This is a genomic window from Arthrobacter sp. NPDC056727, assembly GCF_042790555.1.
In the GTDB taxonomy this organism is placed as follows: Bacteria; Actinomycetota; Actinomycetes; order Actinomycetales; family Micrococcaceae; genus Arthrobacter.
Window position 1 is genome coordinate 1 of sequence record NZ_JBHTZA010000003.1, and the last position, 20,356, is coordinate 20,356.

Consider the following 20,356-nt stretch of genomic DNA (forward strand, 5'->3'; position numbering starts at 1 on the left):
GTTCAAGAAGAACCGCACCGGCCGCCGTCGAAAGTTAACCGCTGCGGGTTAGTGCGCTGCGGGCACGTAACGCTTGATGGACGCCTCGAGCTCGGCTTCGGCAGCCGCGCGGTCGGCCCAGCCTTCGGCCTTGACCCACTTGCCGGGCTCCAGGTCCTTGTAGCGGGTGAAGAAGTGCTCGATTTCCTTGATCAGGAATTCGTTGACGTCGCTGACTTCCTGGATGTGGTCGAACCGGGGGTCGGCCGGAACGCAGAGGACCTTGGCGTCTCCGCCGCCGTCGTCGGTCATGTTGAAGACGCCGATCGGACGGGCCTCGACGATGACGCCCGGGTGCAGGTCGAAGTCCTGCAGGAGCACCAGTGCGTCCAGCGGGTCGCCGTCCTCGCCGAGGGTGTTCTCGAAGAAACCGTAGTGGGTGGGGTACTGCATGGAGGTGAAGAGGACACGGTCCAGGCGGACGCGGCCGGTCTCATGGTCGACTTCGTACTTGACGCGCGATCCCTTGGGGATCTCGATGGTCACGTCATGCTTCATGGAATGCTCCTCGACGATTGCTTGGTGTTCGCGGCACACGCGATGATCAACCAAAAATGGACTGTCGGTGCCGCCGACTACTATTGAGGATATAGCGAGAGGCCCAGGTTTCAGGAACTAATGGGGTAATTTCAGGACTTGAGGACCAGCAGTATGAGCGGCACCAGGGGCACGGCGAGGGCCCGCGGCAAACTTTCCACCGGAAAATTTTTCACAGGCAAACTTTCCACACTGGTCCGGGGCTGGCCTATCCTCCTGCTCACGGTGCTCCTGCTGGCGCTGGCCCTCCCCGCCGGGATGCTCATCGCACCGGCCCTCACGGGCCCGGCCCAATCCTCGGCCCAGCCGGTCCAGACCCCCGCCTGGCAGCTCGTCCCGAACCGGCTGTCCGTGCCGCAGGGCATCGATCCGCTCAGCAGCGCGGCGCCGGTGCCGGTTCCCGCCGATGTGGCGGCCCGGCTGGACCCAGTCCTCAAGACCGACGGCGGCGGCACCTTCACGGCCGTGGTCCAGGACGCCGCCACCGGCAAGGTCCTGTACGACAGGAACGGCGCCGCCAACCGGATCCCGGCCTCCAACATGAAGCTCCTCACGGCAGTGGCTGCGCTGCGGGGGATCGGCCCCGGGGAAAGGTTCAGCACCAGGGTTATCACCGGGCCGGCTGCCGCGGCAGGAACGAGGTCCGTCGTGCTGGTGGGCGGCGGCGACGTCCTGCTCGGTGCGGGCGAATCCGCGGAGGCCAAGGTCCTGGGCCATGCCGGGCTCGCCACGCTGGCCAAACAGACCGTGGACTCACTGCGGAAGGACGGGTTCAAGGGGCAGGTCCGGGTGCTTGTGGATGATTCCCTTTTCAGCGGGCCCGCACTGAACCCGGCCTGGAGCCCGGATGACGTTGCGGCCGGAGAGACGGCCCCGCTGTTTCCGCTGGCCCTGAACTCGGCCCGGTTTGATCCGGCAGACACCGCGGCACCCCGGCCCCAGGACTCCGCCATGGCCGCGGGGTCGGCGTTCGCTGCCGGCCTCAAAACGGCAGGTGCCGCCGCGGGCGTTACTGTGGCACCCGCCGTCGTACGCCTTGACGGGAAGCCGACGGCGGGCGGGAAAGTCCTCGCCGAGGTTCAGTCCGCGACCGTCAGCCAGCAGGTGGACCTCATGCTCCAGACGTCGGACAACTACCTGGCCGAAACCCTCGGCCGCATGACCGCGGTGGCAGCCGGCCAGCCGGGTACCAGCGACGCCGCCAAAGCAGCGGTGCTTAACGAGCTCGCTGGGCTGGGCATCCCCACGGGAGGGATGGTCACGGCGGACGTTTCGGGCCTGGCCCTGGGCAATCAGGTGTCCGCCCGCCAGTTCGCGGAGGTGGTGCGCGCCATCACCAACGGCAAGGACACCCGGCTGAGGGCCGCGCTGGCGGGCTTCCCGGTGGCAGGGCTGACGGGCACGCTCGGCGACAGATACATCGACGAATCCACGGCCGAAGGCGCCGGCCTGGTGCGGGCCAAGACGGGAACCCTGAACACGGTCATCGCCCTCAGCGGATACGTGGTGGACGCAGACGGCCGGCTCCTGGTGTTCTCCTTCATCGGCAACGGTCTGACGCCGGGAGCAGAGGGCAACAAACCGGCCCTCGACACGGCGGCCACGGCGCTGGCCGGCTGCGGCTGCAGTTAGTTCGCCGGTCAGCGAACTTAAGGCGCACTTCAGGGCACGTATGTTCTGATGGAGCATATGGAGTCCACTGCAAGCCAGTCATCCGCCCCGGCCCAGTCCCTCATCAACTGGGACCTTGCCGCCTCCGCCGCAGCACGGCTGGCTCCGCCAGGCCCGTCGCTGACAGCCGCCGAGATCGGGGACGCCGTCTCCCAGCTCCGCGAGCTGGCAGATGCCTCCGTTCCGCACGTCCACCAGATCACCGGGCTGGAAGCGGCACGCGATCTGCGTGACTCATCCGTCCTGGTTGTGGACCGTGCCTCCTGGGCGAAGGCCAACACACAGAGCTTCGCGGTGATGCTGAAGCCTGCCATCGAAAAGATGCTGGAGAACCGCCGCGGCACCATCAGCCCTGGCGCCGCCGCCGTCAGCGGCGCGGTCACCGGCAGCCAGCTCGGCGCCGTGCTGGCATTCCTCTCCAGCAAAGTCTTGGGCCAGTACGACCCGTTTGCGGCCCTGGCCGAAGGATCGCAGGCGCCGTCGGGCGGCCGCCTGCTGCTCGTCGCGCCCAACATCATCGCCGTCGAGCGCGAGCTCAATGTGACCCCCGCGGACTTCCGGCTCTGGGTGTGCCTGCATGAGCAGACGCACCGGGTGCAGTTCGCGGCTGCACCCTGGCTCCGGCACCACATGCTGAACGAGATCGACAACCTCAGCGGGCACCTGCTGGGCAACGTCGACTCCCTGATGGAACGTGCCTCGGCCGCCGCACGCTCGCTCAAGGACCGGGCCGTTTCCGGTGCGGCTCCGGGCCGCGGCGCCATCCTCGACCTCCTGCAGGACCCCGAGGAAAAGGCGTCCCTGTCACACCTCACCGCTGTCATGAGCCTGCTCGAAGGCCACGCCAACGTGGTGATGGACGCCGTGGACGCCAGCATCGTGCCGTCCGTGAAGACCATCCGGCAGCGCTTCAACGCCCGCGGCAAGGATCGCGGCGTGATCGAGAAATTCATCCGCAGCCTGCTGGGGCTCGACGCCAAGATGAAGCAGTACAGCGACGGCGCCAAGTTTGTCCGCGCCGTGGTGGACGTGGCCGGGATGGAGGGCTTCAACCGCGTCTGGGAAGCCCCGGCGAATTTGCCCACCGAAGAGGAAATCCACAACGCCAGGATCTGGCTCGACAGGATGGGTTTCTAGGCTTCCGTGCAGCACATCCCCAATACTGCAGGCGGGCCGGTTCCCAGCGGCTCGGTTCCCAGCGGCTCGGTTCCCAGCGGGCGGCGGCGGCCTGGCCGACTGGCGCCGGTGCTGGGCACCGCACGGAAAATGCTGCAGGATGCCCTGGCTGCGGCCGGCTACCCGGAACGGGTTCTGGTGGCCTGCAGTGGTGGCCCGGATTCCCTGGCGCTGGCGGCCGTAGCCGCCTACTTTGCCCGGCGCGGCCACGTGGACGGCCGGCCGGTGGCCGTCGGGGCCGTGGTGGTGGACCACCAGCTGCAGGCCGGCTCCGCCGACGTTGCAGCGCGGACGGCCCAGACCCTCCGGGAACTGGGCCTGGATCCGGTGCAGATCCGCACCGTCGATGTCGCCTCCACCGGTTTTGGGCCGGAGGCTGCCGCCCGCGACGCCCGCCATGCCGCACTCGAGGCGGCGGCAGGGGAGTGGGGCGCCGGTGCCATCCTGCTTGGGCACACCCTCGATGACCAGGCGGAGCAGGTGATGCTGGGCCTGGCCCGCGGCTCAGGCACGCGGTCCCTGGCCGGGATGCGCCCGGCGCGTGGGCAGCTGCTCCGGCCGTTCCTCGGCCTGCGCAGGGCGGAAACCCTGGAGATTTGCCGGGCGGAGGAGCTTGAGCCCTGGCACGATCCCAGCAACGCCGATCCTTCCTTCGCCCGTTCGCGGACCCGGACGGAGGTCATGCCGGTTCTGGAGGAGAAACTCGGTCCGGGCGTGGCCGAATCGCTGGCGCGCACGGCGGCCATCCTGCAGCTGGATGCCGACTATCTGGAGGACGTGGCCAACAGCACGTACGCGTCGCTCGTTGAGCACGACGGACCGGACGCCATCCTCCCGGAGGCTGACCTGACGGACCTTGCCCCCGCCATCAGGTTCCGGGTGATCGCCAAGGCCGCTGCCGGCGTCGGCGGCCAGCAGCCCAGCTACCAGCGGCTTTTGGCGGCCGAAGCACTGCTGCGGCGGAAAGGTTCGGCCGGCCCGGTGGAACTGCCCGGCGGCGTCAGCGTGTACCGCCTCTCGCTTGCTGAACTGCAGGACCGCGAGCGTGCCCAGGGGCAGAACGCGGCTGAAGGTGTTCCCCGCGAGGCCGCCCGCTGTGGGAAGCTTGTATTCCGGCTTCATAAACCGTCCCGCAAATAGTCGCACCCGCATCTACACAGGAGCAATTGGTGGATTCATCCGACGTCCAGGCAGACCTCAAACACGTTCTCTACACCAAGGAACAGATCCAGCAGCGCATCACCGAGCTCGCGGCCCAGATCGACAAGGACTACGAAGGGCGCGACCTGCTCATCGTCGGTGTGCTGAAGGGCGCTGTCATGGTCATGGCCGACCTCGCACGGGCGCTTCACAGCCACGTCTCCATGGACTGGATGGCAGTGTCCTCGTACGGCTCCGGCACCCAGTCCTCCGGCGTGGTCCGCATCCTCAAGGACCTCGACACGGACCTGATGGGCAAGGACGTGCTCATCGTCGAGGACATCATCGACTCCGGCCTCACCCTGTCCTGGCTGAAGACCAACCTCGAATCCCGCGGCACCGCTTCGGTGGAGGTCTGCACCGCGTTCCGCAAGCCGACGGCAGCCAAGGTGGAGATCGACGTCAAGTACGTCGGCTACGACATCCCCAACGAGTTCGTGGTGGGCTACGGCCTGGACTACGCCGAAAAGTACCGCAACCTGGACTTCGTGGGCACCCTGGCCCCGCACGTCTACGAGTAAACGCCCCCGCCGGGAAGATTTGCTCCACTTTCGCTGACCGCGCCGCCGCCGAGCCCTGGTAACCCGGGTTCGACGGCGGCGCGGCCTGCTTAAAGCGGCGCAGAAACGGACGCAATTCCGGCCCCACCAGCCACTACGCCCTGAGGGAACTTTTATATTTGGCCGTGCGTGAATTACTCCGGACGGTGTATAGCTAGAAGCGACGCAGCACCACACGCGCGCAGTCCTCGCGCCGTGCAGCACTACCAGGAGGGACGGGGCCAGCCCCCGAACAGATGAAAGCTAAGAGTTTCTTCAAGGGCCCGGGCATTTGGATCATTGTGGTGGTCGGCATGCTCCTGCTGGCCTTTGCAACGTTGGCTCCGGGTGGCTCGACGCGCATCGACACGCAGCCGGGCCTCGAGCTCCTCAGCCAGCCGGGCAAGGTGGAACAGGCCAAGATCTTCGACGGCGAAAACCGCGTCGACCTGGTGCTGAAAGACAACCTCGTCATCGACGGCCAGGACAAGGGCAAGAACGTCCAGTTCTTCTTCGTCAATGACCGCGGCCCCGACGTCGTGAAAGCCGTGACTGCTGCCAACCCCTCCAAGGGCTACACGGACCAGCCGGTGGAGAGCAACTGGCTCTCGGGACTCTTCTCGCTGCTGGTGCCCGTGCTGCTGCTCGGCGTCCTGTTCTGGTTCCTGCTCTCCCGCATGCAGGGCGGCGGCTCCAAGGTCATGCAGTTCGGCAAGTCCAAGGCCAAGATGGTCAGCAAGGACATGCCCCAGGTGACCTTCGCTGACGTGGCCGGCGCGGACGAAGCCGTCGAGGAACTCCAGGAAATCAAGGAGTTCCTGCAGGAGCCCTCCAAGTTTCAGGCTGTGGGAGCCAAGATCCCCAAGGGCGTGCTGCTCTACGGCCCGCCGGGCACCGGCAAGACCCTCCTGGCCCGCGCCGTCGCAGGCGAGGCCGGGGTGCCGTTCTTCTCCATCTCCGGCTCGGACTTCGTTGAAATGTTCGTCGGTGTTGGTGCTTCCCGTGTCCGCGACCTCTTCGAGCAGGCCAAGTCCAACTCGCCCGCCATCATCTTCGTCGACGAAATCGACGCCGTCGGCCGCCACCGCGGCGCCGGCGTGGGCGGCGGCAACGACGAACGCGAGCAGACCCTCAACCAGCTCCTGGTTGAAATGGACGGCTTCGACGTCAAGACCAACGTCATCCTGATCGCGGCCACCAACCGGCCCGACGTGCTGGACCCGGCGCTGCTGCGCCCGGGCCGCTTCGACCGCCAGGTCTCCGTGGAAGCCCCGGACCTGATCGGGCGCGACCAGATCCTCCAGGTCCACGCCAAGGGCAAGCCGATGGCGTCCAACGTGGACCTCAAGGCCGTGGCCAAGAAGACCCCCGGCTACACCGGTGCAGACCTGGCCAACGTGCTCAACGAGGCCGCGCTGCTGACCGCCCGCTCCAACGCCAACCTGATCGACGACCGCGCGCTGGACGAGGCCATCGACCGCGTCATGGCCGGCCCGCAGAAGCGCAGCCGCGTGATGAAGGAGCACGAGCGCAAGATCACCGCGTACCACGAAGGCGGCCACGCCCTGGTCGCCGCGGCGCTGCGGAACTCAGCTCCGGTCACCAAGATCACCATCCTGCCCCGCGGCCGTGCCCTGGGTTACACCATGGTGGTCCCGGAGAACGACAAGTACTCCGTCACCCGCAACGAACTGCTGGACCAGATGGCCTACGCCATGGGCGGCCGCGTGGCCGAGGAAATCGTCTTCCACGATCCTTCCACCGGTGCCTCGAATGACATCGAAAAGGCCACCTCCACGGCCCGCCAGATGGTTACCCAGTACGGCATGAGCGAGCGCGTGGGCGCAGTGCGCCTGGGTCAGGGCGGCGGCGAGCCGTTCCTGGGCCGGGACGCCAGCCACGAGCGGAACTACTCGGACCAGATCGCCTACATCGTTGACGAAGAGGTCCGCCGCCTGATCGACCAGGCCCACGACGAGGCCTACGCCATCCTCACCGAAAACCGCGACGTGCTGGACCGGCTGGCCCTGGAGCTGCTGGAACGCGAAACCCTGAACCAGGCCGAGATTGCCGACGTCTTCCGCGACATCCGTAAGCGTGATTTCCGCGAGATCTGGCTGTCCAAGGAAACCCGGCCCGTCCAGATGGCCGGCCCGGTGGAGAGCCGGCAGGAGCGTGCCGAACGCGAGGCCCAGCAGGAGGCCAAGGAGGCCCGGCTCGAGGAGCCGCTGGACGCGATTCCGCCGCACCCGCAGGGCGTTCCGGAGGACGCCTCCTTTCAGGGCGGAGTAACGGAATCCGGTCCAGACGGCCACCACAGCTAAGCTCTTTGGTGTGACTCACTTCGACGACGACGACCTCACCGCCACCGCCGGCCATTCGGCGGTGGACGGATCAGACCGCCACCACAAGGTGGACCGGCCCCGGATTGAAGCAGCCGTGCGGGAAATCCTGCTGGCCATCGGGGAGGACCCGGACCGCGGCGGGCTGCAGGACACGCCCAAGCGCGTGGCCAAGGCCTATGCCGAGGTGTTTGCGGGCCTGCACCAGGATCCGGGCAGCGTGCTCGGCACCACCTTCGACCTCGACCACGAGGAACTCGTGCTGGTGAAGGACATCCCGTTCTACTCCACCTGCGAGCACCACCTGGTGCCGTTCCACGGCGTCGCGCATGTGGGCTACATCCCCTCGCACGACGGCCGGGTGACGGGCCTGAGCAAGCTGGCACGCCTGGTGGACATCTATGCCCGCCGTCCGCAGGTGCAGGAACGCCTCACCACGCAGATCGTTGAAGCGCTGGTCACATTCCTCAAGCCGCGCGGAGCCATTGTGGTGGTGGAATGCGAACACATGTGCATGTCCATGCGCGGCATCCGCAAGCCCGGAGCCAAAACCGTCACAAGCGCGGTTCGCGGGCAACTTCATGACCCGGCCACCCGTGCCGAGGCCATGAGCCTGATACTCGGAAGGTAAAAAACAGACTATGGATTCCCTAGCTGCAGCACCTGGAACCGGCCCCGCAACATCACCGCTGCCCATCCTGCGCAAACCGCGGCCGGCAGCCAAGTTCGACGACCTGCCCACAGACCGCACGCTCGTCATGGGCATCCTCAACGTCACCCCGGATTCATTCAGCGACGGCGGCAAGCACGCGACGGCGGACACCGCCATCGCCGCCGGCCTCCGGATGTTCTACGCGGGGGCTGACATCATCGACGTCGGCGGTGAATCCACCCGTCCCGGCGCGGAGGAAGTCAGCCCCGAGGAAGAGCAGCGGCGGGTGGTGCCCGTCATCGAAGCACTCGTGAAGGCCGGCGCGCTGGTCAGCATCGACACCACCCACGTCTCCACCGCCGAGGCTGCCCTGAACGCGGGTGCGGCGATCATCAACGACATCTCCGGCCTCAGCATCGAGCCTGGCATGGCCGAACTCGTGGCGAAGACGAAGGCGCCGTATGTCCTGACCCACCGCCGCGGGGATGCCAAGACCATGACCTCCCTGACGGAGTACGACGACGTCGCGGACGACGTCGTCTCCGAACTGAACGGCGTCCGCGACAAGCTGTACGCGGCCGGGGTCCTGCCCGAGCAGATCATCATCGATCCGGGAATTGGGTTCTCCAAGACGGACGTGCAGAACTGGGAACTGCTGCGCAACCTGGACCGGCTCGAAGCCATGGGCCACAAGGTGCTGGTGGGCGCGTCCCGCAAGCGCTTCCTGGGCACCCTGCTGACCGTCTCCGGCAAGGCGGCGCTCCCGGAAGAGCGCGACGCCGCCACCGCCGCCATCACCGCCATCAGCGCCGCCCGCGGCGCCTGGGCCGTGCGGGTGCACGACGTCGGACCCAGCCTTGACGCCGTCAAGGTGGCCGCCCGCATGGCCGCCCCGGACCACGGCCGCTGACCAGGAAAGGCCACGCAGAACAGCCATGGACAGGATCTCGCTGACCGGTGTCACCGCCACCGGCTACCACGGGGTGTTCGATTTTGAGCGCCGCGAAGGGCAGCCGTTTGTTGTGGACGCCGTGCTGCACCTGGATTTCAGCCAGGCTGCGGAGTCGGACGACGTCCGCGACACCGCCCACTACGGCGAGGTGGCCGGACGGATCACCGACTGGATCACCGGCGAGCCCCTGAACCTGATCGAGGGGCTGGCGGTGCGGATGGCCGAGGGCCTGCTCAAGGAATTCAAAATCCAGGCCGTGGAGATCACCGTGCACAAACCGAAGGCGCCCATCGAGGTCCCTTTCGGCGACGTTGCCGTCAGCGTCTACCGGGAGCGGACATGAACCCGGCACCTGCGCTGCATGAAAAACCGGTGGACGGGCTCCCGGCGCCGGCCAAGACCGGCTACACGCGGGCCGTCCTGGCACTGGGCAGCAACCTCGGGGCCCGGAACGAGACACTGTCCGAAGCTGTGGCGGACCTTGTGGACCGCCCGGAGGTCCGGCTCCTGGCCGTGTCGCCGATAGTGCAGACCAAGGCCGTCGGCGGCCCCGCCGGGCAGCCGGACTTCCTCAACATGGTGATTTCGGTGGAAACATCCCTGGAACCGCTTGAACTTCTCAGGCACTGCCAGTCGGTGGAAAACAAGCACCACCGCGTGCGTGAGGTCCACTGGGGCCCCCGCACACTCGACGTCGACGTCGTCGTTTACGGCGACATCGAGAGCGACGACCCGGTGCTGACCCTGCCCCACCCGTTCGCCGCCCAGCGGGCCTTCGTGCTCTTCCCCTGGGCCCAGATGGACCCTTCGGCCACGCTGAACGGGCAGCCTGTGGCGGAACTGGCCGCCAAAGCCGCCGACTATCCGGACCTGCAGCCGTTCGACGGCTTCGGCGACTTCGACGGCGTGCCTGAGGGCGGGACGGTGGATCAGCCGTGAAGCCCGTTAGCCCGCTGCTGCTGACTGTCGTTGGCCTTGCCCTGGCAATCGCCGGCTGGTCCGCTGCCGTCCTGACCGTCCGCTACGGCATGGCCACGCCGGTCCTGCCGGCCACGGCGCTGGTCACCATGGGCGTGATCGTGGCACTGACCCTGGTGCTGGGCATCCGCGTGCTCCGCTGGCGGAACGGCAAGAAGAAGAAAATGCTGAACCCCATCCTGGCGGCGTGGACGCTTGTCCTGGCCCAGGCCTGCGCCTTCACCGGCGCGATGCTGCTGGGCTGGCACGCCGGGATCTTCCTGGACCAGCTGCGGTTCTGGAGCATCCGCAGCGGGCTGGACGTCACCTGGCTCGCCCTCGGAATGGCGGGCGGCGGCCTGGTCATGATCGTGGTGGGGCTGGTCGTCGAGCGCTTCTGCAGGATCCCGCCGGAAGACGGCGAGACGGATGCCGGCGAAGGCCTGCCGGGCCACGGCCGGGGCAAGGCCAAAGGGGAAGGCGAGTATGCCTACCGCGGCGATTGATCCCCCCGGGATCACCTGGCTGCGCGTGTCCCCGAAGTACGTCACCGTCCGGCTCGTCGAGTGGGCCGTGGGCAACCTGGTCATGGTGGCCGTACTCAGCCTGCCGCTGGTGTTCGTCCGGCTCGGCTGGTGGCGGTGGCCGCCGCTGTGGCTGGCCATCGGCGTTCCGGCGTTCATGCTCCTGCTCGCGCTGTGGCGCCTTGTCCTGATCCCGCGGCAGGTGCGTGCCATCGGTTACGCCGAGCGCGACGACGACCTGCTCATCCGCGGCGGCATCTTCTTCCAGCGCGTCATGGTGGTGCCGTACGGCCGTATGCAGTACGTGGACATCAGCGCCGGCCCGGTGGAACGCGGGCTGGGCCTGTGCACCCTGAAGCTGCACACCGCCTCCGCCGGAACCAACGCCGGAATTCCCGGCCTTCCCGCCGAGGAAGGCGCCCGGCTCAGGGAACAGCTCTCGGCGCGCGGCGAAGCCAGGCTGGCCGGGCTGTGAGCGCCGGCGGCCCTGCTCCCGGAAAGCCCGACGGCGAGTGGCTGCGCGTGCACCCCGCCACACCGTTCGTGCGGGGCTGGGTTGCGCTTGCCGCCATCGGCTACTTCTTCGGGCGGGACAGCTTTGAGCGGCTGCTCCAGGGCCAGCCGCTGATCGACGACCGCATCGCCGGACGCGCGCCGTGGCTCCTGGGCGGCGGTGCGTTGATGCTGGTACTGGCGGTGCTGGGCTTCATCCTCTCCTGGTACTTCACCCGGTACCAGGTGGCGGAAGGCTACGTCCGCGTCAACACCGGATTCCTCTTCAAACAGCAGCGGCAGGCACGGCTGGACCGCGTCCAGGCCATCGACATCGTCCAGCCGCTGCTCGCCAGGATCTTCGGCCTCGCCGAGCTCAAGTTCGAAGTTGCCGACGCCGGCGAATCCGCCGTGCGGCTGGCGTACCTCCGCATTGCCGACGCCCGGCAGCTGCGCGCCACCATCCTCGCCCGCGCGTCGGGCGTCCGGCCGGATCCCGGGCACCCCGAAGCAGCAGCCCCCGAGGCGCCCGAGCGGCAGGTCCTGCAGGTCCCGCCGCCGCGGCTGATCGGTTCGCTCCTGCTCAGCGAGCAGAGCGTTTTTGTGGTCCTGGGGGCCGCGGCATCGGTAATGCTGTCCGCGCTCACCGAGAACAGGGCGTTCTTCCTCTATCTGATTCCCGCGGTGCTCGGCCTCTTTGCCGCCTACTGGAACTCGTTCACCAAGGGCTACAACTTCACGGCGGCCATCTCCCCGGACGGCATCCGGCTCCGGTACGGGCTGCTCGACACCCAGGCCCAGACCCTGCCGCCGGGCCGGATCCAGGCACTGAAGGTGGCGCAGCCGCCCCTCTGGCGGCTCTTCGGCTGGTACCGGATGCAGGTTAATGCCGCAGGCTACGGGGCCGGGGCGAACAACGGCGAGGGCGGCGCCCGCACCACGCTGCTGCCGGTCGGCAAATGGGACGACGTCCTGAACATGCTGGCGCTCGTGCTGCCCGACCCGGGAACCGCCGATCCGCTGCGCGTTTTCCACCAGGGTGTGAACGGCCTGGATTCCGACGGCGGGTTCGTCACCACGCCGCGCCGGGCCCGGCTGCTGGCGCCCCTGGGCTGGCGGCGGAACGCCTTCGCAGCCACGGACACGGCGCTGCTCATGCGCTCAGGCCGCTGGTGGCGGCAGCTCGTGGTGGTGCCGCACCAGCGCACGCAGTCGATCGCACTGCAGCAGGGACCCCTCGCGCGCAGTTTCGGGCTTGCCGACCTCGTGCTGCACACCACCGCGGGGCCGGTAGCGCCGCGCGTGATCCAGGCCGACCTCCGGCAGGCGCAGGCGCTCTTCGACGCGCAGGCTGCCCGCGCCAGGGCGGCCCGCCGGCGGCAGACGAGCGAGCAGTGGCTGGCGCAGATGGCCCCGGCCGGGCTGCCTGAACCGGCCCCCACGCCGTCCGTTAAGCCCGGGCACATCGAAACTCCTACCCAAGCACCCCAACAGGAAGGCCAGCAACGTGGCTAAGCCAGGACGCCTCGGCGTCGGAATCATCGGTGCCGGCAAGGTGGGCGCCGTCCTCGGTGCGGCGCTCCGCGCGGCCGAGCACGCCGTCGTCGGGGTTTCCGCCGTCTCCGACGCGAGCCGGGAGCGCGCCGAAACCCTGCTGCCCGGTGTTCCCGTCCTGGAGATCCAGGACATCGTGGAACGCTCGGAACTGGTCCTGCTAGCCGTTCCCGACGATGCCCTCGGCGGGCTCGTGGAGGGCCTCGCCAAGCTCGGTGCCTGGCAGCCGGGCCAGCTCGTGGCACATACGTCGGGCCGGTTCGGCGTCGGGGTGCTGCATCCGGTCCGGGCTGCAGGGGCGGTGCCGCTGGCGCTGCACCCGGCCATGACCTTCACCGGGATGAGCCTGGACCTGACCCGCCTCCTGGACTGCACATTCGGGGTCACCGCGGACGCCGCCATGCTCCCCATCGCCCAGGCGCTCGTCGTCGAGATGGGGGCCGAGCCGGTAGTGATCGCCGAAGGCGACCGCACCCTCTACCACGCCGCCCTGGCGCACGGTTCGAACCATCTGGTCACGCTCGTGGCGCAGGCATCGCAGCTGCTGAGCGAGGTAGGCGTGGAGGCGCCGGAGCGCATGCTCGGGCCGCTGCTGCGGGCAACACTGGAGAACGCGCTTGCCTCCGGCGAATCGGCACTGACCGGCCCGGTGGCCCGCGGGGATGCCGGAACGGTGGAGGCGCACGCCGGCGCGCTGCGGGAGCATGACGGCGGGACCGGCGGCGACGTTCTCGCGGCGTACCTCGCCATGGCGCGGGCCACCGCCCTGCGTGCTGAGGGGCGGGGTTTGCTGAAACCGGATCAGGCGGACAATATTCGTATCGCACTAGATGGCCAGGCAGGCGGCCCAGACGATGGCCAGCGCGCCGAGGGAGGACACTGACATGGCAATCCGACTCGTAACGACGGCGGACTCCCTCCGGGCACAAAGCCGGCTGCTGCTGACGCAGAAGAACGGCTCGTCCCTGGGCCTCGTGCCCACGATGGGCGCCCTGCACGCGGGCCACGGACGGCTGGCGCGGGCCGCCGTCGAACACAACGACGTGGTGGTGGCCTCCATCTTTGTGAACCCGCTGCAGTTCGGCGAGGCCCAGGACCTGGACCGGTATCCGCGGACCCTCGAGGCGGACATGGCGCTGCTCGAGGAGCAGGGCGTGGACCTGGTCTTCGCGCCGTCGGTCGAGGAGATGTATCCGGACGGGGCGCCGCTGGTCAGGATCACCTCCGGTCCGCTGGGGGAAAAGTGGGAGGGCGCGTCCCGTCCCGGGCACTTCGACGGCGCCCTCACGGTGGTGGCCAAGCTGCTGCACCTGGGCATCCCCGGCACCGGCCTTCCGGGCGGCAGCGCGTTCGTGGCCGGCTCCGGCGGCGGCCTGCCGGCGTACCGCGCCTACTTCGGGCAGAAGGACGCCCAGCAGCTGGCCCTGGTGCGCCGGATGGTGGCGGACCTGAACTTCCCGGTGGAGATCGTTGCCGTGCCAACCGCCCGCGACGCCGACGGACTGGCACTGTCCAGCCGGAACCGCTTCCTCTCGGACGAGGAACGGGAAGCCGCCCTCGTCCTGTCCCGCGCACTGCACCTAATTGAGGAACGGGCCAACGCCAACGAGCCCCTTGACGTCGATTCGGCCAGGGACCTGATCGGGTCCCAGCCCCTGGTCCAGCTCGATTACCTCGAGGTCGTGGATCCCGTCACGCTCGAACCGCTCGCCGAGAACTGCCATGAAACGCCGTTCCGCGGTGAGGGGCTGGCGCTCGTAGCCGCGAAGGTGGGCGCCGTGCGGCTGATCGACAACGTGCCGCTGCGCTCCTGACAGGCAGATGCCCCGGTGATTTAACCCCCTGTGCGGGGAATGGGTCCGGCCACTACACTGTTGGAGTCTGCAGCGGCGCTGACCGCCAGCCACCACTTCCAACTCCCTGAGGGCCCCGCCATGTCTACCAACGCCACGTCCACTTCGTCTGGCGAACCTGCCCAGGAGCCTGCCGCTCCGGTCGCAACCCAGGCGGCCGCACCGCCGTCGGACAAGATGTCCCGCGAGTCCGTGACGGTCATCGTCACGCTGCTGGTGGCAACGTTCGTGGTGATCCTCAACGAAACCATCATGAACGTCGCCCTGCAGCGGCTCATGGTGGACCTGCGCGTGGACGCGCCCACCGTCCAGTGGCTCTCCACCGGGTTCATGCTGACCATGGCCGTGGTGATTCCGACCACCGGTTTCATCCTCCAGCGACTGTCGACGAGGGCCGTCTTCCTCCTGGCGATGGGCCTGTTTGCCGGCGGTACGGCGCTGGCCGCGGCGGCTCCGGGCTTTGAGATCCTCCTGCTGGCACGCATCATCCAGGCCGGCGGCACGGCCATCATGCTTCCGCTGCTGATGACCACCATCCTCACGCTGGTGCCGTTGGCGCGCCGCGGTGCCGTGATGGGCAACGTCAGCATCGCCATCTCCGTCGCTCCGGCCATGGGCCCCACCGTCTCAGGCTTCATCCTGCAGCATTTCTCCTGGCGCTTCATGTTCATTTTCGTGCTGCCCATTGCGCTGGCGGCCCTGGCCATCGGCGCCAGGTTCCTGACCAACGTCGGCGAGACCCAGAAGTCGAGGCTCGACTTCCTCTCCGTGGTGCTGACCGTCCCCGCCTTCGGCGGCCTCGTCTACGGCCTCAGCCAGATCGGCAACGGCCACGGCGGCAGCGGCGGCCCGGGCACGGTCGCCGTGGTGGCGCTGGTTGCTGGCGTGGCCGGCCTTGCCGCCTTCACGTTCCGCCAGCTCCGGCTGCAGAAGTCCGAGGCCCCGCTGCTGGACCTGCGCGCATTCAACTTCCGGATGTTCACGGTTTCCGTGCTGCTGATGGTCGTGTCCATGGTGGCCCTGTTCGGCGCCGTGATCCTGCTGCCGCTGTACCTGCAGCAGATCCGTGGCCTGCAGTCCCTCGAGACCGGCCTGGCCCTGCTGCCCGGCGGCCTTGCCATGGGCCTGCTCGGCCCGGTGATCGGCCGCCTGTTCGACAAGGTGGGGCCGCTGCCGCTCACGGTCACCGGTTCATCGCTGATGGTCCTTACGCTCTGGCAGTTTGCCATGCTCGACGCCGGCACTCCGGTCTGGTGGATCGTGACCCTGCACGTCGGGCTCAGCTTCGGGCTGGCGCTGCTCTTCACGCCCGCGTTCACCACCGGCCTGAACCCGCTGCCGCCGCACCTGTACTCCCACGGCTCGGCCATCATGAGCACCCTGCAGCAGGTGGCCGGCGCCGCAGGCACCGCACTGCTGGTGTCCATCTTCGCCTTCGTATCCGCGGGCTCCGGCCTCGTCGCGGGCATGAACGCAGCGTTCCTGACGGCGACCGTCATTGCCGTTGCCGCCGTCGTCCTCTCAGCGATGATGCGCAAGACAGCCGCCGTCGAAGGGGCGCCCGCGCCCCACTAAGCGCGTTGCTTGTTGGGCTCTGTTACCCGGCGAAGAAGTCGCTGAGTTCGGTGATGAGCCTGTCCGGCGCGCGGATGACGCCATCGTGCCCGAAGCCCGGCAGGATGGTGTAGCTGGAGCCGGAGAGGACGTCGTGGATCTGGCCGCAGGCCACGCCGAAGTAGGCCGGGCTCTTCTCGCCCACGATGATGAGGGTCTCCAGCGGCAGCGCCAGGAACGGTTCGGCCGGCATGTCCGCGGCGATGATCGCCTTGATCTCGCGGACGCCGGTGCGCATCATTTCGCGCATCTGCCTGCCAACTGTCGTTCCCGCCGTGAGCTTGTTGGCGAGGGTCATCATGGACAGCGGCATGCGGGAGGAGAAGGCGTTCTCGGCCTCAAGCCCGCGGAGCAGGACGGCGAGGGCACGGTCGTCATCCCCGGCCGCCGTCGCCCGTTCGTATTCAGTGGTCCAGCCCGCCGTGACGCTGTGGTTGACGGAAACCGCGGGGTCGTACACGGCGAGCCGCTCCACCGGGAGGGTCCTGGCCGCGTGGATAGCCACGGCTCCGCCGAAGCTGTGGCCGAAGACGTCGGTGCTGTCCGTGTGCTTCATGACGGTATCGAGGTCGCGGATGTCAACGTCCAGGGTGTAATCCCCGGCCTGCTCGGAGGAGGCGCCCCGGCCGCGGCGGTTGAACGTGTGCACCGGCCGGCCGAGGGAGGCGCTGAGTTTCTGCGCGAAGCGGGTGTAGTCCGCCGCCGTCACCATGGAGGCCGTGACCACAACCACGCCGGACCCGGCCGGGGCCAGTTCCTCGCCCGTGCTGAACAGCTCGAGCTTGCCGCCGTCGGGTGTGCTGATGATCTCGCGAGTCATGTTCCGAGCCTATCGGAGGCCGGCCCGTGCTGACAGCCGGCGTGCGGCTGACACTGGTGCACGGCCGGCAGGCGGCAGCCCTACCGGCGCCGGCGCTTGCGGCTAAGCGGCGTGATGCTGCCGTCGGTGCCGTTCAGGAAACGCGCGATCCGGATGGCCAGGCGCTTGCCCGGCCGGATCGGACCCTCGTGCAGCTGGCCCGGAACCACGGCGAAGTCGATCGCCGGCACCGCAGTGGCCAGCTGCCTGCCGGTCTGGGCAAAGTATCCCGGGCTCCAGCCGCCGCTGAGCATCAGCGTGGGGGTGGCCAGTCCCGTGAAATCGGCGAGCTCGGCGTCGGCGTCGAGCACTGCCCGCATTTCCTTCACGGCCGTGGGGAGCAGTTCCCGCATTTCCGCGCCGACGTTGGTCCGGGCGGACATGATGCTCAGCATCCGCAGGGCGCCGAGGGGCAGGTACGACAGCGGCCCGGCCGTGGCCAGCCCCTGCACCAGGTGTGCCCAGGCGTGGTTGAGCTGCCCTTCCGTCACGGCCTGCTCGAGTTCCGGCCGCCAGCGGTGGTTCAGGTTGCCGGAGAGGGACACCGCGGCGTCGTAGGTGACCAGCCGGCGCAGCGGCATCTCGCGTGCCGCCTGCAGCGCAACGAAGCCGCCGTAGCTGTGCGCCACCACGTCCTCCGAGCCCGTCGCCTTCATCACGGCGGCGAGGTCCCGGATCTCGGTCTGCACGGAGTAGTCGTCCGGCTGCTGTGCGGAACGGCCGCGGCCGCGCCGGTTGTAGCAGTGAACCGGCCGGCTCAGGAGGAGACTCAGGTTGCGGGCGAACGGCCGGTACAGCGCGTCTGTCACCAGTGTTCCGTGGATAACGACGACGCCGGGCGCCGTCGCCGGGGCCGGGTCGCCTTCGGCGGAGGTGCTGTTGGCGGCAGAGTTTCCGCCAGAGTTTCCGCCGTTGGCGGTGGTGAGAACAGCGGGCCTGAAGGAGTGCACCTCAAGCCGGCTGCCGTCGTCGTCCGACTCAACTGTCAACGTCTCCACAGCCCGAGTCTATGCCCCACCCTCTTTCGGAGTTTTTGTACAGATAATGGCCGCAAACGTGCCCGGAAGTCCGAATATCTGTACAAAAACTCCAAGGTAAACTTGATGACTGTGACTTCCCAAAACACCCCCGCCCCCAAGAATGCCCCAGAGCCGCTCGACGCCAGCGAACAGATGCGCATCCGCATGGACAAGCGCGCCAAGCTGATCGAACGCGGCCAGGAGGCGTACCCGGTGGGTGTTGAGCGCACGCACTCGCTCAGCGAGATCCGCGAAAAGTACGCCCACCTGCAGGCCGACGAGACCACCGGCGACGTCGTGGGCATCACCGGCCGCGTGGTGTTTGTCCGCAACACCGGCAAGCTGTGCTTCGCCACGCTGCAGGAAGGCGGCACCGACGGCAAGGGCACCCGGCTGCAGGCCATGCTCAGCCTGGCGAACGTGGGCGAGGAGGCGCTCGCCGACTGGAAGGCCCTTGTTGACCTGGGCGACCACGTCTTCATCCGGGGCGAAGTCATCTCGTCCCGCCGCGGCGAGCTCTCCGTCATGGCCGACTCCTGGTCCATGGCCTCCAAGGCGCTGCGCCCGCTGCCGGTGCTGCATGCGGAACTCAACGAGGAAACCCGCGTCCGCCAGCGCTACGTGGACCTGATGGTCCGCGACGAGGCCCGCGAGATGGTCTACACCCGCGCCGCCATCACCCGCTCCATCCGCGAGACCCTGTTCCGCCACACTTACGTCGAGGTGGAAACCCCCATCCTGCAGCTGGTCCACGGCGGCGCCCTGGCCCGTCCGTTCGAGACGCACATGAATGCGTTCGATCAGAAGATGACCCTGCGCATTGCCACCGAGCTGTACCTCAAGCGCGCAGTGGTCGGCGGCATCGACCGCGTCTACGACATGGGCCGCGTGTTCCGCAACGAGGGCGTCGACTCCACCCACAGCCCGGAGTTCACCACACTTGAGTGCTACGAGGCCTGGGCGGACCAGTTCGTCATGGCCGAGCGCATCAAGGAGATCATCCTGGACGCCGCGGACTCCGTGGGCGCAGGACGCGTTCTGCAGACCGAGGCAGGGGAGATCAACCTCGACGGCGACTGGGCCTGGGTGGCCGTGTATCCGGGACTTTCCGAAGCTGTGGGCCAGGAGATCACCCCGGACACCACGCTCGACGAACTGCGCGCCGTGGCCGCGAAGCACGACGTCAAGGTCGACCCGAAGTGGGACGCCGAGAAGCTGGCAGTGGAACTCTTCGGCGAAATCGTGGAACCCACGCTGCTGAACCCCACCTTTGTCTATGACTACCCGCCGTCCGCGCAGCCGCTGGCCCGCCCGCACCGCGAGGACGGCCGCCTGATCGAGGCCTGGGACCTGATCATCGGCGGCATGGAGCGGGGCACGGCCTTCTCCGAGCTCATCGACCCGGTCATCCAGCGCGAACGCCTCACCGAGCAGTCCATGCACGCCGCCGCCGGCGACGCAGAGGCCATGCAGCTTGACGAGGACTTCCTCCGCGCCCTGGAGTACGGCGCGCCTCCCATGGGCGGCATCGGCCTGGGCATCGACCGCCTGGTCATGCTCTTCACGGGCGCGGGCATCCGCGAAACCATTCTCTTCCCGCTGCTCAAGCCCGAAGGCCACTGATCATGGATTACATCGCCGTACTGCTGCCCTCGGTGGTGGTTGGACTGCTCTTTTGGTTTGCCATGAAGTCGATCTTTAACGCTGACAAGGCAGAACGCCAGGCCGAAGCGCGCGCACAGGCTGAAGCCGATGCCCAGGCGGCAACGGACACGCAGGCGGCAGCCGGAGACGATTCCTCCGGGCCGCCGGCTGAATCAGACAAATAGCAGGCGACTTTAATACACCTCGGTTATCCCCAAGGAACCATTGCGCGTTTTGACGCGTTGCCTTAATGGGAGAGATACTTCAGGTGGAAACATCCTGCTTTTCTGATTACACGTCCTTTCCAAAAGAGAGATTTTTGATGGCACAGAAAGTCAATATCGTCCTGGTGGACGATCTGGATGGGGGATCTGCGGACGAAACCGTTCGCTTCGGCCTGGATGGCGTCGGTTATGAAATTGACCTGTCCTCTGCCAATGCTTCAGAACTGCGGTCATCACTGGAACGCTTTGTTTCAGCCGGCCGCAAAACGTCCGGCGGCCGCCCCGCCCGTGTCAAGGCACCGGGTGGACGCAGCCAGGACTCTGCCCAGATACGCCAGTGGGCGCGGGATCACGGTTACACCGTAAACGCGCGCGGCCGCATTCAGGCAGAAATCCAGGAAGCCTACCAAAAGGCGAATTCCTAGCATGGAAGCCCTGGCAACCAGTTAGGGCACAAAACGTTCTGAGCATATGTGTGGCGCCCCCGGTTGACGGGGGCGCTCCGCTT

21 protein-coding genes are annotated in these 20,356 nt (G+C 67.8%); 18 read left to right on the forward strand and 3 right to left on the reverse strand.

Annotated elements, in window-relative coordinates:
• Positions 1 to 48 precede the first annotated feature (48 nt).
• A complete protein-coding gene (locus tag ACFRAH_RS03385) occupies positions 49 to 537 on the reverse strand; it encodes an inorganic diphosphatase (protein ID WP_003799714.1) in 489 nt (162 codons plus the stop codon).
• 153 nt (positions 538 to 690) lie between these two features.
• Between ACFRAH_RS03385 and dacB the strand changes: the two genes are divergently transcribed.
• From dacB to ACFRAH_RS03460, 15 genes are all read left to right on the forward strand, one after another.
• Positions 691 to 2,208, forward strand: a complete 1,518-nt coding sequence (gene dacB, locus ACFRAH_RS03390; protein WP_377989516.1) for a D-alanyl-D-alanine carboxypeptidase/D-alanyl-D-alanine-endopeptidase — start codon at positions 691 to 693, stop codon at positions 2,206 to 2,208.
• A 57-nt stretch (positions 2,209 to 2,265) separates the two neighbouring features.
• A complete protein-coding gene (locus ACFRAH_RS03395; RefSeq protein WP_377989517.1) occupies positions 2,266 to 3,384 on the forward strand; it encodes a zinc-dependent metalloprotease in 1,119 nt (372 codons plus the stop codon).
• Positions 3,385 to 3,513: 129 nt separating this feature from the next.
• Positions 3,514 to 4,563, forward strand: coding sequence for a tRNA lysidine(34) synthetase TilS (gene tilS, locus ACFRAH_RS03400; protein WP_377989802.1), 1,050 nt, complete (start codon positions 3,514 to 3,516; stop codon positions 4,561 to 4,563).
• Positions 4,564 to 4,592: 29 nt separating this feature from the next.
• Entirely contained in the window at positions 4,593 to 5,144 is a 552-nt protein-coding gene (gene hpt / locus ACFRAH_RS03405) for a hypoxanthine phosphoribosyltransferase (protein WP_377989518.1), read from the forward strand.
• Between the two features lie 275 nt (positions 5,145 to 5,419).
• Complete coding sequence (gene ftsH, locus ACFRAH_RS03410) at positions 5,420 to 7,486, forward strand: ATP-dependent zinc metalloprotease FtsH (RefSeq protein WP_377989519.1); 2,067 nt, start codon at positions 5,420 to 5,422, stop codon at positions 7,484 to 7,486.
• Positions 7,487 to 7,496: 10 nt separating this feature from the next.
• Complete coding sequence (gene folE, locus ACFRAH_RS03415) at positions 7,497 to 8,135, forward strand: GTP cyclohydrolase I FolE (RefSeq protein ID WP_377989520.1); 639 nt, start codon at positions 7,497 to 7,499, stop codon at positions 8,133 to 8,135.
• 10 nt (positions 8,136 to 8,145) lie between these two features.
• Positions 8,146 to 9,066, forward strand: coding sequence for a dihydropteroate synthase (gene folP, locus ACFRAH_RS03420; RefSeq protein WP_377989521.1), 921 nt, complete (start codon positions 8,146 to 8,148; stop codon positions 9,064 to 9,066).
• A 25-nt stretch (positions 9,067 to 9,091) separates the two neighbouring features.
• Entirely contained in the window at positions 9,092 to 9,451 is a 360-nt protein-coding gene (gene folB / locus ACFRAH_RS03425) for a dihydroneopterin aldolase (RefSeq protein ID WP_377989522.1), read from the forward strand.
• Positions 9,448 to 10,047, forward strand: a complete 600-nt coding sequence (folK, locus tag ACFRAH_RS03430; protein ID WP_377989523.1) for a 2-amino-4-hydroxy-6-hydroxymethyldihydropteridine diphosphokinase — start codon at positions 9,448 to 9,450, stop codon at positions 10,045 to 10,047. Before folB ends, folK begins: the two co-directional genes overlap by 4 nt.
• Positions 10,044 to 10,571, forward strand: coding sequence for a DUF3180 domain-containing protein (locus ACFRAH_RS03435; protein WP_377989524.1), 528 nt, complete (start codon positions 10,044 to 10,046; stop codon positions 10,569 to 10,571). Before folK ends, ACFRAH_RS03435 begins: the two co-directional genes overlap by 4 nt.
• On the forward strand, positions 10,552 to 11,064 hold the full coding sequence (locus tag ACFRAH_RS03440) for a PH domain-containing protein (protein ID WP_377989525.1): 513 nt from the start codon (positions 10,552 to 10,554) through the stop codon (positions 11,062 to 11,064). The genes ACFRAH_RS03435 and ACFRAH_RS03440 overlap by 20 nt, the downstream gene beginning before the upstream one ends.
• Positions 11,061 to 12,596: a PH domain-containing protein gene (locus ACFRAH_RS03445; protein ID WP_377989526.1), complete on the forward strand. Its 1,536-nt coding sequence runs from the start codon at positions 11,061 to 11,063 to the stop codon at positions 12,594 to 12,596. Before ACFRAH_RS03440 ends, ACFRAH_RS03445 begins: the two co-directional genes overlap by 4 nt.
• Positions 12,589 to 13,518: a Rossmann-like and DUF2520 domain-containing protein gene (locus ACFRAH_RS03450; protein ID WP_377989527.1), complete on the forward strand. Its 930-nt coding sequence runs from the start codon at positions 12,589 to 12,591 to the stop codon at positions 13,516 to 13,518. Before ACFRAH_RS03445 ends, ACFRAH_RS03450 begins: the two co-directional genes overlap by 8 nt.
• A gap of 1 nt (position 13,519) precedes the next feature.
• A complete protein-coding gene (locus ACFRAH_RS03455) occupies positions 13,520 to 14,449 on the forward strand; it encodes a 4-phosphopantoate--beta-alanine ligase (RefSeq protein WP_377989528.1) in 930 nt (309 codons plus the stop codon).
• Positions 14,450 to 14,569: 120 nt separating this feature from the next.
• Entirely contained in the window at positions 14,570 to 16,063 is a 1,494-nt protein-coding gene (locus tag ACFRAH_RS03460; RefSeq protein ID WP_377989529.1) for an MDR family MFS transporter, read from the forward strand.
• 22 nt (positions 16,064 to 16,085) lie between these two features.
• Here the strand turns inward: ACFRAH_RS03460 and ACFRAH_RS03465 are convergent, their stop codons facing one another.
• Complete coding sequence (locus tag ACFRAH_RS03465; protein WP_377989530.1) at positions 16,086 to 16,922, reverse strand: alpha/beta fold hydrolase; 837 nt, start codon at positions 16,920 to 16,922, stop codon at positions 16,086 to 16,088.
• Between the two features lie 80 nt (positions 16,923 to 17,002).
• The gene (locus ACFRAH_RS03470; RefSeq protein WP_377989531.1) at positions 17,003 to 17,959 is read right to left on the reverse strand and encodes an alpha/beta fold hydrolase; all 957 of its coding nucleotides are present in this window, start codon (positions 17,957 to 17,959) and stop codon (positions 17,003 to 17,005) included.
• 105 nt (positions 17,960 to 18,064) lie between these two features.
• Here ACFRAH_RS03470 and lysS point away from each other — a divergent pair, with 105 nt between their 5' ends.
• From lysS to ACFRAH_RS03485, 3 genes are all read left to right on the forward strand, one after another.
• Positions 18,065 to 19,603, forward strand: coding sequence for a lysine--tRNA ligase (gene lysS / locus ACFRAH_RS03475; RefSeq protein ID WP_377989532.1), 1,539 nt, complete (start codon positions 18,065 to 18,067; stop codon positions 19,601 to 19,603).
• 2 nt (positions 19,604 to 19,605) lie between these two features.
• Positions 19,606 to 19,809: a hypothetical protein gene (locus tag ACFRAH_RS03480; protein ID WP_377989533.1), complete on the forward strand. Its 204-nt coding sequence runs from the start codon at positions 19,606 to 19,608 to the stop codon at positions 19,807 to 19,809.
• Between the two features lie 137 nt (positions 19,810 to 19,946).
• The gene (locus ACFRAH_RS03485; RefSeq protein ID WP_377964375.1) at positions 19,947 to 20,273 is read left to right on the forward strand and encodes an Lsr2 family protein; all 327 of its coding nucleotides are present in this window, start codon (positions 19,947 to 19,949) and stop codon (positions 20,271 to 20,273) included.
• Positions 20,274 to 20,356 lie beyond the last annotated feature (83 nt).